We start from the raw sequence: 12,867 nt of genomic DNA on the forward strand, positions 1-12,867 counted from the left end.
TATGAAACAGAGAACTTCAATTTTGGCATGGGTGTTTTTGTTGACGATGGCTTTGCTGCCTACGACGATCCGAGCCCAAGTTACGCCTACGATCGCATCGGATGAACCCGAACTCATAGAGGTTGACGTCGAAACTAAAGTCCGCCGCATCGCGGTGCCCGCTTTGGTCGCGCCCAACGCAGCAGATACCCCGGCGGGCAACAGCGCGACGCTCGGTCGCCAGATTGCCGAAGTGATTTCAGCCAATCTGCGCAATTCGGGCCTGTTCGAGCCACAGGGTCCGGCTGGTATCCGTCCTATTACGCTCGAGGAAGTTACCGCGCCGCAATATGATTATTGGAAAGGCCGCAATGTCGAGCAATTGGTCGAGGGCTTTGTCCGCGTCGGCGGCGACGGTAATCTGACCGTTGGCTGCTATCTCTACGACGTCAATTTCGGGCAGGAGCTCACCCGTCTTGGCTTCGTCGTCCCGCCGCGCGAGTGGCGGAGGGCCGCGCATAAATGCGCCGACGCAATCTATTCGAAGCTGACCGGCGAACTGCCCTTCTTCGACAGCCGCATCGCGTACATTGCCGAAACCGGGCCGAAGGGCAAACGCGTCAAGCGGCTCGCGATTATGGATTCGGACGGGGCCAACCACCGTTTCATTACCAACGGCCAGTCGACCGCGCTCACCCCGCGCTTCTCACCCAACTACAAGTCGATCCTGTATTTGAGCTATCAGGACGGCAATCCGCGCATCTATGTCTACGATATCGACAGCGGGCGGCAGCGGCTGATCACCGCGAGCAAGAACCCGACCTTTGCTCCGCGCTGGTCGCCAGATGGGCAGACCATCCTCTACTCAATGGCCGTTGCGGGCAATACCGATGTCTACAAAGTCTCGGTCAATGGCGGGTCGCCGGTGAAGCTCACCAGCGCGCCGGGGATCGACGTCGGTGGCAGCTTCTCTCCTGACGGCAAGCAGATCGTGTTTGAAAGCGATCGTGGCGGCAGCCAGCAGGTCTATGTGATGAACGCCGACGGTTCGAACCAGCGGCGGATCAGCCATGGCGGCGGCCGCTATGCTACGCCCGAATGGAGCCCGCGCGGTGATTTAATCGCATATACGCGCATCGCTGGTGACTTCCGGGTTGGGGTTATGCGCCCCGATGGCTCGGGCGAGCGGTTGCTGACCGATAGCTGGCAGGATGAGGCGCCGACCTGGGCCCCCAATGGCCGAGTCATCCAGTTCTTCCGCACAGAGAGAAACAGTGGTAAAACAAGCGTCTGGCAGGTGGATCTGACGGGCCGCAACGAACGCAAGCTGCCGACCCCGGTCGACGGCTCGGATCCGGCTTGGGGGCCGGTGCTTCCATGAATGGTTTTGCGGGGCAGCAAGAAAGGAAAATCAAGATGACGAATAAGGCACGTACTTTCGCACTATTGCTGATCGCCAGCACCGCGCTCGCCGCATGCGGCAAGAAAGAGGTCAAGGACCTGCCACCGGTCGCCGACAACACCACCTATGGCAACACCGGCGACACGGTGACGCCGACGGGCGATGCCATTGTACCGGGCAGTCAGGAAGATTTCCTGCAATCGGTTGGCGAGATGGGCGACCGCATCTTCTTTGATACCGACCGCTTCAATGTCGACACCGCCGATCAGGCCGTGTTGCAGACGCAGGCGCAATGGCTCGCGCGCTATCCCAATGCGCGCGTAACATTGGAAGGTCATGCCGATGAACGCGGCACACGCGATTACAACCTTGCGCTGGGTGAACGCCGCGCCAACGCAGCGAAAAACTACCTGGCTTCGCTCGGCGTCGATGCTTCGCGCATCCAGACGGTCAGCTACGGCAAGGAACGCCCGCAGGCACTCGGCTCCAACGAGGAATCATGGGCGCAAAACCGCCGGGCGGTGACGGTAGTTGTCAGGTAAATGTGCGTCGCCCCAGCGAAGGCTGGGGCCGCAAAAAGTTCATATCGCCGGTGGTGCGTAAACCGCCAGCGACCCCGACCTTCGCCGGGATGACGGGTTACTTCGCCTTTTTGTAAGGCACAAAATTCCCAAGGCTGCACACAGGGCCCTGAATGCCGCTTGTCCGGTCGACAAGCCGGATGAGGTCTCCGCTGCACAGCTGCCCGCTAAAGCTTTCGGTGACCATGATGTCATCGCCGCGTGTCAGGCCGGGGCAGGGGCCGCGCAATTTGTTCTGATACACGAGCCGGCCGGACTCACGGTATAGCAGTATATCGTCGCTGATTCGGATCGCATCGACACCACGGCTGTTAATGCAACTGCGCGGTTCGCCTGCAACCTTGCCTTTCAGTTCCTTGGCCAGGATTTTGGCTTCCTTGTCACGGATGGGCGCAGGTGCACTGTCGGCATCGCCATAAGCGCACCCAGCCAATGCGATTGTCGCAGTAACTGCAAAAACCATCCCTTTGCGCAGCATGTTCTTTCTCCATAACTGATTTGCGATATCGACATTAGAGTATAGCCGATTATCGAAGGATGAACGACTATTCATTGGAGGAGAGCAAAGTGGGCGGTTGGCCAAAGCTGGAATGGGATGGGGAGCGGACAGGGCCGCTGCAGGGCGTCAAGGTGCTCGACATGTCGTCCGTGGTACTTGGACCCTTCGCCACGTTGCAACTCGCTGACCTGGGTGCGGAGGTCATAAAGGTCGAAAATGCGCAAGGCGGCGGTGACATCATGCGCAAAGCGGGAGATAATCCGACAGGTGATCTAGGCCCCATTTATGCCAGCCTTAACCGCAACAAGAAATCGATCGCGCTTGATGCCGCAAACCCGGAAGACAGGGCGGCTATCCTCGAACTGGCCAAAGAGGCGGACGTCTTCTTCCATAATGTCCGCATGGCAGGAATGGAACGGCTGGGCCTGGGCTATGACGATGTGAAGGCAGCCAACCCGGACATCGTCTATGTCCACTGCGCCGGTTTTGGTGCCGACGGGCCTTATGCCAAGCGACAGGCCTATGACGACCTGATCCAGGCAGCTTCCGGCTTTGCCGCGCTGTTCGAAATGCGCGATGGCGGCCGGCCGCAATATGCGCCGACATTGGTAGCCGACAAGGTCAGCGGCATGTTTGCCGCCAATGCTGTGCTGGCGGCGCTGCTGGGCCGTGCCAATGGGCTGGGCGGGCAGTTTGTGCAGGTGCCGATGTTCGAATGCTTCACCTGGTTCCATATGGTCGAAAATCTGTGGGGCAACACCTATCCGCCAGGGAACGGCAAATTCGCCTATACCCGTTCGATCAATCCCCGCAGACGGCCTTATCCGACGAAGGATGGCTATATCGCGATCGTGCCCTATGCAGACCATCAGTGGGAGCGTTTTTTCGAACTGGCAGGCAGACCCGGCGTGTTTCAGGATCCGCGTTTTTCGACGTATAAGGCACGGCTGGAAAATACCACCGAGCTCTACGCCACGATCGAGGAATCGAGCGCGACCAAGACGACCGATGAATGGGTTGAACTGCTCGATGCCAACAATATTCCGGCGATGAAATATAACCGTATGGCCGACGTTTTCGACGATCCGCATTTGCAGGCGGTCGACTTTTTCGAAGTGCGTGAGGCGAAGGCGGGATACAGCTATCGCTCGATACGGCACCCGGTGCATTATGCCTCAACGCCTGCGTCGGTTTATGCAGATCCACCCAGCCTGGATGCAGACCGGAACGAGATTTTGGGCAGTTCGGATTAACGGTCGCGTGGCGTCCAGCCGCTGTCGTCCCTGATTTTGTCAAGCAGGCGGAGCGCGAGCCCAGCCGCTACACCCACGCCTATCGCGATCGTCAGGTCAGTGACCACGGTGAGGATCAGGGTCATGAAGAACAGCACTTTTTCCGCTAGGGGTAGATGCAGATGCTCGCGCCATTTGTCAGGCTCGCTCATATTCCAGGCGGTCAGCATCAGCACGGCGGCGAGCGCGGGAAGCGCAAGCATCCCGGCCCAGCGCGCGGCCAGCAGCATGATAGCTAGAATAAGCAGGGCATGCACCAGTCCCGCAACCGGCGTCTTGCCGCCCGCGCGGACATTGGTCGCGGTGCGCGCGATGGCCCCGGTCACCGGCATTCCACCGAACAGCGCGGAGGCGATATTGCCATAGCCTTGCGCCATGATTTCGGCATTGGGGCGATGATGACCCTCGATCATCCGGTCGGCGACGATGGCGGACAGAAGCGATTCCACGCCTGCGAGGAAAGCGATAATCAGTGCAGAGGGCAGCAGTTCGAGCAGTTTGGCGGCACTGATTGGGGGCAGCGTCGGCACGGGCAGGCTTGCGGGTAGTTCACCAAATCTTGAAGCAATCGTATCGACTGGTAAGGCGGCCATCGCAGCGAGCACCGAGCCTGCAGCAACCCCGATCACCAGACTTGGCGAGCGCGGTGCCCAGCGGCGGAGTACGACCATCAGCACCAGCGCCAGCAGGGCGACACCCACCGCATAGAGACTGCTATTGGGCACTTCCCCTGCGAGAGCCACTATTTTCGGCAGAAATTCAGCCGGCAGGTTTGCAATCTTCAGTCCCAGAAAGTCTTTCAATTGGCTGGTCGCAATGATGATTGCGATGCCGACAGTGAAGCCGTTGATAACCGGCTCCGGTACGAGCGCGATGAGCCGCCCGGCTCTGAAAAAGCCTGCAACCAGCAAGATCGCCCCCGCCATCAGCGTCGCCAGCACCAGCCCGTCATAGCCATGATCGGCAATCACCGAATAGACGACGACAATGAACGCCCCGGTCGGCCCGCCAATCTGCACCCGGCTGCCACTGGTCAGCGAAATTACAAAGCCACCGATAATTGCCGTGACCAACCCCTGCGCAGGCGTAGCGCCCGAGGCGATGGCAATCGCGATACTCAGCGGCAGCGCGACCAGCGCGACCGTCAACCCGGCCAGCGCATCCTGCCGGAACAGTGCCCAGCTATAGTCGCGGATCGTTGTGAGGATCTTGGGTTGGCGCATGAGCTTGGTATGAATTCAAATGCTACTGTTCTTCGACTTCAGACTTTTTGGGTATCACCTCATCGCGAAACCAGAAATTGATTACCTCCCAAGACTGGTTGCCGTCGTAAAAGCGAAATTCCCATGTCGATGCCGACTTTTCGTGGTGCAAGAGAATGCGATGGGTTTCCACGCGTGCACCTACTTTGCTGACATCGATCGTCTCGCAACTGTGGGGCAGTCCGTAGCGCGAATTGATTAGCGCCTGCTGTGAGTCTAGCGCTGTTATCATAGCTTTTTGTTCTACAACCAAGCTGGAAACGCGCATTGTGGTCAAGAATGATGCTGAACCCTTGGAAGCAACCATCTGGCTACACCACTTTGCAACCTGCTCGGTGGGCGTAATCACGCCAGAAGGCTGGCCAAGTGCTACCGGGCCGCTTCCCACAACCGAGCAAGCCAAAACGAATTTCAAAAAATACTTCATTTGCTTTTCTCCGCCGCGATCCAGTCATTCGCCATATCCTCCAGCACATTCAGCGGCACCGAACCCTGGCCGAGTACGGTATCGTGAAACGCTGCCAGATCGAACTTGCTTCCAAGTTCCTTGGTCGCCCGTTCGCGCAGTTCGCGGATTTTGAGTTCGCCGAGCTTGTAGGCGAGCGCCTGTCCCGGCCAACTGATGTACCGATTGACCTCGGCCTCGATATTGGCGGCTGACAGTGCGCTATTGTCGGTCATGAAGGCGATGGCCTGCTCCTTGCTCCAGCCCTTGGCGTGGATGCCGGTGTCGACGACCAGACGGCAGGCGCGCCACATTTCGTAGGACAGGCGGCCCATATCCTTGGCGGGCGTGTCATACAGCCCCATCTCGATGCCCAGCCGCTCCGAATAGAGCCCCCAGCCTTCGGTGAAGGCGGTGAAAAACACACCATTTTTCCGGAAGTCCGAAAGCTCCAGTTCCTGTTGAATGGCAATCTGGTGATGGTGGCCGGGTACCGCCTCATGCACCGACAGCGACGGGATTTCCCAAAAGGGGCGCTGGTCAAGTTTGGAGGTGTTGACATAGTAAAATCCGGCGACCCCAATCGCGGGCGAACCGGGATTATAGTAAGCGGTTGTTGTCCCTTCTGCGATTTCAGCCGGGATTTCCTTGATGCCATAAGGCAGGCGCGGCAGGCGGTGGAACAGCCCGGGCATCTTGCCATCAATGGTCTTGTTCACCCGTGCGACCTTTTCCATCAACTCTTCGGGTGACTTCGCATAGTAGCGCGGATCAGTGCGCAGGTGCTGGATAAAGGCCTCGCGGCTTTCATAACCCGCTTTTGTGGCCACTTCGACCATCTCGGCGCGGATGCGGGAGACCTCTTTCAGGCCCAGTTCGTGGATCTGCTCGGCATTCAGGTTGGTGGTCGTTTCCTGCCGGATGCGGAAATTATAATAATCCTTGCCGCCCGGCTGCGCCGAGACGCCCGGTGCCTTGGCGCAATTGGGTTTGTAGCTCTTGGCAAACCAGTCGAGATGTTTTTGCAATGCGGGGTGGATGATCGTCGCGATGGTCGCGCCTGCTTCGGCGGCAAGACTGTTGAATTCGGCCTCGCTCATGCTTTCGGGCCGACGGCGGTGGTACGGGTTCATGTAGCGCGATTTACGGATATCGGCGTCGGCTACGATCAGGCCTGCTATGCCTTTTTCATACCCGTTCAAGACCACACAGGGGAGAACATATTTGCCCTTCAATGCTTCGTTCGCGACAGCCAGCGACTGGTCGTTGACCGTGCCATATTGCTTCAGCCGGGCATTGTAGCTTTCATAGTCCGTCTTGTTGCGAAAGGGCAGATTGTCAGCCATTCCGGCAAAGCTCTGATGCCAGCCCGAATAGGTGGAAAAGTTGATCGTGCGCTGGCCATAGCGATTGGCTTCGATAGTGTCTTCGAGTGTGCGTTTCAAAACGCCATATTCGATCTTGTCGGCAGGTTTCAGCTGGCTAGCTTCCACGGCTTCCAGTTTTTTGAGGATTGCGGCGCTGGCCTGCGCAAAGCGATCCCGCCCCTCCAGGCTGTAGTCCCCCACTTCGGTCGCATAATCGTCAACGCCCAAAGAGCTGGCGTAAATCGGCGATTCCTTGAGCGACATCGCCCAATATTCATCAACCAGCGCCTTTACTTCGGAGCCGCTGTCCGCTTGCGCGGGTAGTGCCACACCGGCGAGCAATACCGCAAATATCAAGGCTTTACGCATCTTCGGAACCTCCCTAGTCATGGCAATCCTATACGGGGGAGGTGCAGTTGGCCAGTTTCTTGAATGACTATTTTGGCAAACGCGGAACGCGTTACGACCAACCTGTAGCACCCAATCGTTCGGAACGCATTTTGGGGGCTTTAGTGGTTGTGCTGTTGGCTGCTGCGCTGGCTGCTGTGATCAAGGGCAGGGCACAATGGGGTCAAATCCCCTGGCAGGTCTGGGTGCATCTGCTGACCATCGGAATTGCCTTGGTGATTACGCCCGCTATGATGTGGCTCAAACGAGGTGATCGCGTGCACCGCATACTCGGCCGGATCTGGGCGATCTCGATGTTTGTTACCGCTATTCTCAGCTTCGACATCAGGCTGATCAATCAAGGCGGCCTCAGCTATATCCACATATTGTCGGTGATTACGCTGGTCGGCGTACCGGTTCTGGTTATTTCCGCCCGTCGCCGAGATCTGCAACGACACCGAGGACAAGCTCGCGGTTTTGTAATCGGCGCACTGTTGGTGGCTGGCTTTTTCACCTTTCCGTTCAACCGTCTGCTCGGCGGCTGGTTGTTCGGTTGAGACGCGCCGGAAGAAACCGCTTTTATTGCTCGACCGCTTTTGTCACGATGCAGTCATGAAAATCCTGTCTTCAGCGCGCATCATGAAATTGCGAATTCGACCAAACATCATTGCAGCACCTGTCTTTTTGGCTTTGGCTGGTTGCGCGACAACTGCGTCGCAAGATAGCAGCCAAGCTAAATCACCGATTACAGCACAAGAAGCGCTGCGGCCTTATTATGCCGGGCTCGCCGTCAAGCTCCCCGTCGCAGCCCCCAATCCTGCGCTGAGCAGCGACACCGTGCTCACGCGTATCGCTTTCGGTTCGTGCCAGAACGAGAACCGCTCGATGGCCTATTGGGATGTTATCGCCGCGCAAAAGCCGCAGGCCTTCCTGTTGATCGGCGACAATGTCTATGGCGACACGGGCGCACAATGGAGCGCCGATATGCCGACGCTGACCGCCAGCTATCGCAAGCTCTCCGCCCGGCAGGAATGGGATCGTTTCCGCCGCTCGGTGCCGATGCTGACGACGTGGGACGACCATGATTTCGGTGCCAATGACGCTGGCGGCAGCTTCGCGTTCAAGGAATATGCTGAGAAAGCTTATGAAGCATATTGGGGGGCGTCCGATGAAGTGAAATCGCGCCCTGGCGTCTATGAAAGCCGAATCGTCGGGCCAGAAGGAAAGCGGGTGCAGTTCATTCTGCTCGATACCCGCTTTTTCCGGTCGGACCTTGTTCGCATGCCCTATCGCGATCCAGGCCCGACGCTGGGATGGTATCTGCCCAACGAGGACAAGACAGCAACTCTGCTGGGTGCGGTGCAATGGCAATGGCTGGCGGACGAGCTTTCCAAGCCTACCGATGTACGGATCATCGTGTCTTCGACGCAGGTGATCACCAGCGCGCACAATTTCGAAGGCTGGACCAACTTCCCGCGCGAACGCGAAAAGCTGTACCGCCTGCTATCCGAAAAGGGCGTGAACAACGCGCTGATCCTTTCGGGTGACCGCCATTCCGCCGGTTTCTACAAAAGCGACGTGAAAGGTTTGTCCAAGCCGCTTTGGGATTTTACCTCTTCATCTTTGAACATGTCGTTCGGCAAGGGCGACAGCCGGGATCGGGAGCCCGATCCGGCGCGCACGGGCGGCTTCTGGTCTATACCCAATTTCGGGCAGATCGACATCGATTGGGATGCGAAGACCGTCAAACTGTCGCTGCGCAAGGACGATGGTGGCGTGATTGAGGAACAGGTGATCAACCCCTTCGGTTGATCTCCGAAAAATCGACCGGGGCGGCAACCGCGAGCACGCGGTCGCGGATGGCTTCGGCGGTGTCACGGGGTAGCGCGATCATTTCGAGTTTGCCGCCCGCAACACCGAAGCGCAGCGTTACCAGCCCGGCTAATCGCGTGAACGGGCTTTGCGCGATTTCGACGCTCTGTACACGGACTTGAGGCATAACTGTCAACTGCTGCCGCCACCATCCGCGCCGCACATAAAGCTGCACGCCATCGTCTCCGTGCCGGTACATCCGCCATTCGAACGCGCCGACGATTAGCATCATCACAGGAATGAGCAGCAAAAGCAGTGACTTGGTCGGCGATGCATCGGCCAGAAGGACAACTGATGCCATTGCCGCGAAGACAAATGGCAGCACGAGCATAATGCCCGCCACCCACCAGCTGAAACGACCGCGCTGCATTTGTGCATCGGCGGCGGGGGCGCCGATTTCTGCCTCTGCCGCTATCGGCCAAATTTCGTCGAGCTTTGCGAGGGGTGCGACCATATGGTGGCTCTCGTCCTTACTCTCCTGCGCCAAGCTGACGAATTTGAGCGCGTGCCAGCCGCTAAGCTTGCGGATCGGACCCGTCTCCACCACCGCTGCCTGCACCCGCGCGACCGGCATCACCACATCGGTTAGCGTCAGCAAACCTCGCCGACGGCGAAGGCCTTTGGCGGTGCGGTCTAGGCGAAAGCCATACTCCTTCAGGAATGTACGCACTATACCGGTGGCAAAGCCGATCGCGGTCAATGAAACCAGAGCAAGGATCGCACCACCGATCTGCACGCTGCGGTCGATATGGGTTATATCGACGCCGTTCTTTTCGGCGATCCCGATCCAGTCTTTGAAATCCCACCAGTCGAACGGCAGCAGGAAGTCGAACTGTTGTGCGACGCCGCCCAGCACCGCGAAAATAACGAGGCTGAAGGAATAGAAGCCGAGGATGATGAGGCGCTTGGTGTCCATCGCAAAGACCGGCGGAGTATTGGCCACCTCATCTTCCAATTCAGTCGCTTCATTTGTGACCAGCCCTGCCTTGCGCGCGCGCACCGTCTCGCGCAGCCGCTCGGCTTCTTCGAGTGAGACATAGCTCAGCTTGGCGTCCTCGCCCTCGCCGCCGCCGGTTTCGAACTTGACCTCCCCGATGCCTAGTAGGCGGGCCAGCGGCTTTTGTTCGACGCTGACATCCTGGATGCGGTCATAGGGAATGGATCGCGCCGACCGGCTCAATATCCCGCGTTCGATGCGGATATCGTCTTCGCCGATGTGATAATGCGTGCGCAGCCAGGCGAGCCAGCGGAAGAACAGGCTTATCAGCAAAACCGCGAAAATCACGAACGGGATCAGCTCGGGTCGGTTGCGGCTGCCAGTACCGAACACCGCCGCAAACATCGGAAAAATCAATTGCGGAAGCCCGGCGATCAGCCCGGCGATGAGGCCAAGCGGATGCAGCCGCTGGCCTTCGGCGGCTTGGTCTCCGGTTTCGGGATGCGCGTCGTTCAACCCTGCGCCGCCTTGATATATTCGCGGATCGTCTCGCGCATTGCGACTGCATCTTCATGCCGCAGGCCGGGCAGGCTGACGCTGGAATTGTGGTTGCCGGCAGTATGGACTGTCAGGGTGGCGAGACCATAGCGCCGCATGATAGGCCCCTGATGGACATCGATATGCTGGATGCGCCCCAGCGGAACAACGGTATCGCTATAGAAGAGATAGCCGCGCACAATTCGCAACCGGTCTGCCCCCAGAGCATAATGCCAGCGGGCGAAGCGCCTTCCGGGAACTACCAGAACGAACCATGCGGCGAGCAGTACCACCGGGATGATGAACAAGCCGGTCGCTGTCAGCTGTGCCGTCTCGAGAACCAGCGCGCCGATCAACGGAACTGCCGCAAAAATCGCTGCCCCGATACGCATCACCGTCACATAAGCGGGATCGAGGGGTTTTAACTGGTCGGTATCTTCCATGCCGTGCTTTATGCGGCGGCTGTGTTGTCGATGCAAGACAGCAGTTCGTGCCGCTTTAGCCAGGCGGCCACATCGCAGTTCTGTACTAGTTGTCCGGCACAAGGTGACGTCGTTCGGTCAAAGTTCTAACCGGAACTATGATTGCACGACTACGTATGCGACGGTGCATTGCATTTGTGACCCTGATGCTGCTCGCCGAAATGGCGTTGGTGGCTGCCGAGCCGCAACAAAAGTCTACGACCGGTGAGAGTGGAGACCAGGCACAAATGGCGGAAATCGAAAGACTGCGTCTCGTGGTGCGTTCCAAGGGCTATGCCGAAAACCGCACCCGGATGCTGAGAGAAGCGAATCAAGATGATAATCAGATTGTTTCCGAACCTTTTACGGCGTCGATTGAAACAGTCCTCGTGTCTGATGAAGGTCCCGCCAGCAAGCTGATCGACACCGGACATCTCGCCAATATGGGTATTGGTTCCGATCTCGCTTTAATCTTGGGGCAAAAGCAGGTGCTCGCAGGACTTCCGCCATTGCCATCTTCGGCGGACTTTGCGTCGGGTGTCGTCATCAGCCCGCAGATTGACTATGTCGCCAGCATGCTTCTCGCCAGCGGCTGGGATGATCTGGATGCATCGCTCAGCGGGCGGCTGGTCGCTGCGGTGCCATCGGACGATCAAATCATGCTGGCGAACATCACATCAGACGCCATGTACGAGAAATTCAAATTTTACGTCGGGTCTGCCTTTGATGAAGCGAACCGCAGCGTTTCGAAGGCGTTGTTGATCCGCAAGGATGGCCGCTGGGTCGAAACCGAATAAAGTCTAGCGCGCCAGTGCCTCTTCCGCCTCGCGCACCAGCTTGGCGATGATGTCGACTACCGGGCGTTCGACATGCACCATGCCGACCGATTGACCGGCCATCACCGATCCATATTCGACATCGCCGTCGATCACCGCACGGCGCAGCGCACCTGCCCAATAGGTTTCGATCTCGAGCTGGGCCGCTTCCATATCGATCTCGCCTCGGTCCAGTTTGCCGGCGACCTCGATTTGCTTCTTGGTGAACTCCTCGGTGCCCTTGTTCTTCAGGGCGCGGACGGGGATCACCGGTAGACGCGGGTCGATCTGTACGCTGGCCACCGCGTCGCGGGCATTGGCGCGCAGGAAAGCCTGTTTGAAATTGGGATGGGCGATGCTTTCATGCGCACAGACGAAACGCGTGCCGAGCTGCACACCTGCCGCGCCCATTTCAAGGTAACTGGCCACCAACCCGCCGCGCCCTATCCCGCCTGCGACGAAGATGGGCAACTGCTCACCCAGTTCGGGCAGGATTTCCTGTGCCAATACGCTGGTCGAAACCGGGCCGATATGCCCGCCAGCCTCGCTGCCTTCGATAATCAATGCATCGACACCCGAACGGGCAAATTTCTTTGCAAGCGTCAGCGCTGGGGCAAAGCAAAGCACCTTAGCGCCTGATTCCTTGATCGCCTCGATGCTACCTTTTGGCGGCAACCCGCCTGCGAGCACGATATGGCTGACCTGATGTTTGGTGCACACTGCGATAAGTTCCATGATCTGCGGGTGCATGGTGATCAGGTTTACGCCAAAGGGTTTGCTGGTCAGCGCCTTGGTCGCGGCAATCTCTGCATCAAGCAATTCGGGCGTCATCGCGCCGCATGCAATCACCCCAAAGCCGCCCGCATTCGAGATAGCAGAAACCAGATTGCGCTCGGACACCCACGACATAGCGCCGCACATTATGGCGACGTCGCAGCCCAGAAATTCGGCGCCGCGTTTCATGAGGTGAGCGAGTTTGGACATAAACACCTGTTTCAAAATGGTTTGCACGCAGAGGCGCAGAGGACGCA

13 protein-coding genes are annotated in these 12,867 nt (G+C 58.3%); 6 read left to right on the top strand and 7 right to left on the bottom strand.

Going from position 1 to position 12,867, the window contains the following annotated elements:
* Nucleotide 1 precedes the first annotated feature (1 nt).
* Together tolB and pal are read left to right on the top strand one after the other, a co-directional pair.
* Entirely contained in the window at nucleotides 2-1,360 is a 1,359-nt protein-coding gene (gene tolB, locus DXH95_RS13165; RefSeq protein WP_239016647.1) for a Tol-Pal system beta propeller repeat protein TolB, read from the top strand.
* Nucleotides 1,361-1,395: 35 nt separating this feature from the next.
* A complete protein-coding gene (gene pal, locus DXH95_RS13170; RefSeq protein WP_115550187.1) occupies nucleotides 1,396-1,923 on the top strand; it encodes a peptidoglycan-associated lipoprotein Pal in 528 nt (175 codons plus the stop codon).
* A 97-nt stretch (nucleotides 1,924-2,020) separates the two neighbouring features.
* Here pal and DXH95_RS13175 read toward each other — a convergent pair whose 3' ends face one another.
* Nucleotides 2,021-2,440, bottom strand: a complete 420-nt coding sequence (locus tag DXH95_RS13175) for a DUF6491 family protein (protein ID WP_115549974.1) — start codon at nucleotides 2,438-2,440, stop codon at nucleotides 2,021-2,023.
* A 59-nt stretch (nucleotides 2,441-2,499) separates the two neighbouring features.
* Between DXH95_RS13175 and DXH95_RS13180 the strand changes: the two genes are divergently transcribed.
* Nucleotides 2,500-3,714, top strand: coding sequence for a CaiB/BaiF CoA transferase family protein (locus DXH95_RS13180; RefSeq protein WP_115549975.1), 1,215 nt, complete (start codon nucleotides 2,500-2,502; stop codon nucleotides 3,712-3,714).
* On the opposite strand, the gene DXH95_RS13185 is transcribed toward DXH95_RS13180, so the two are convergent.
* From DXH95_RS13185 to DXH95_RS13195, 3 genes are read right to left on the bottom strand one after another with little or no spacing between them, the layout of a single operon-like run.
* The gene (locus DXH95_RS13185; protein ID WP_115549976.1) at nucleotides 3,711-4,976 is read right to left on the bottom strand and encodes a SulP family inorganic anion transporter; all 1,266 of its coding nucleotides are present in this window, start codon (nucleotides 4,974-4,976) and stop codon (nucleotides 3,711-3,713) included. The two genes, DXH95_RS13180 and DXH95_RS13185, sit on opposite strands and share 4 nt — an antisense overlap.
* 22 nt (nucleotides 4,977-4,998) lie before the next feature.
* The gene (locus DXH95_RS13190; protein ID WP_115549977.1) at nucleotides 4,999-5,442 is read right to left on the bottom strand and encodes a hypothetical protein; all 444 of its coding nucleotides are present in this window, start codon (nucleotides 5,440-5,442) and stop codon (nucleotides 4,999-5,001) included.
* Nucleotides 5,439-7,196 (bottom strand): DUF885 domain-containing protein, encoded by a 1,758-nt coding sequence (locus tag DXH95_RS13195; RefSeq protein WP_115549978.1) that lies wholly within the window; start codon nucleotides 7,194-7,196, stop codon nucleotides 5,439-5,441. The genes DXH95_RS13190 and DXH95_RS13195 overlap by 4 nt, the downstream gene beginning before the upstream one ends.
* A gap of 47 nt (nucleotides 7,197-7,243) precedes the next feature.
* Between DXH95_RS13195 and DXH95_RS13200 the strand changes: the two genes are divergently transcribed.
* Nucleotides 7,244-7,771 (top strand): DUF2306 domain-containing protein, encoded by a 528-nt coding sequence (locus tag DXH95_RS13200; protein WP_239016648.1) that lies wholly within the window; start codon nucleotides 7,244-7,246, stop codon nucleotides 7,769-7,771.
* 55 nt (nucleotides 7,772-7,826) lie between these two features.
* Nucleotides 7,827-9,026 (top strand): alkaline phosphatase D family protein, encoded by a 1,200-nt coding sequence (locus DXH95_RS13205; protein ID WP_115549979.1) that lies wholly within the window; start codon nucleotides 7,827-7,829, stop codon nucleotides 9,024-9,026.
* Here DXH95_RS13205 and DXH95_RS13210 read toward each other — a convergent pair.
* Both DXH95_RS13210 and DXH95_RS13215 read right to left on the bottom strand, forming a co-directional pair.
* On the bottom strand, nucleotides 9,010-10,539 hold the full coding sequence (locus tag DXH95_RS13210; protein ID WP_115549980.1) for a PH domain-containing protein: 1,530 nt from the start codon (nucleotides 10,537-10,539) through the stop codon (nucleotides 9,010-9,012). The genes DXH95_RS13205 and DXH95_RS13210 overlap by 17 nt on opposite strands.
* Nucleotides 10,536-11,003 carry a PH domain-containing protein gene (locus DXH95_RS13215; RefSeq protein ID WP_239016649.1) on the bottom strand — a complete coding sequence of 156 codons (468 nt, stop codon included), beginning with the start codon at nucleotides 11,001-11,003 and terminating at the stop codon, nucleotides 10,536-10,538. Before DXH95_RS13215 ends, DXH95_RS13210 begins: the two co-directional genes overlap by 4 nt.
* Before the next feature lie 176 nt (nucleotides 11,004-11,179).
* Between DXH95_RS13215 and DXH95_RS13220 the strand changes: the two genes are divergently transcribed.
* Entirely contained in the window at nucleotides 11,180-11,818 is a 639-nt protein-coding gene (locus tag DXH95_RS13220) for a hypothetical protein (RefSeq protein ID WP_147291748.1), read from the top strand.
* A 3-nt stretch (nucleotides 11,819-11,821) separates the two neighbouring features.
* On the opposite strand, the gene DXH95_RS13225 is transcribed toward DXH95_RS13220, so the two are convergent.
* Nucleotides 11,822-12,820, bottom strand: coding sequence for an NAD(P)H-dependent flavin oxidoreductase (locus DXH95_RS13225; protein ID WP_420822292.1), 999 nt, complete (start codon nucleotides 12,818-12,820; stop codon nucleotides 11,822-11,824).
* Nucleotides 12,821-12,867: the final 47 nt, after the last annotated feature.

It is taken from the genome of Sphingorhabdus pulchriflava, from assembly GCF_003367235.1.
Taxonomy (GTDB): Bacteria; Pseudomonadota; Alphaproteobacteria; order Sphingomonadales; family Sphingomonadaceae; genus Sphingorhabdus_B; species Sphingorhabdus_B pulchriflava.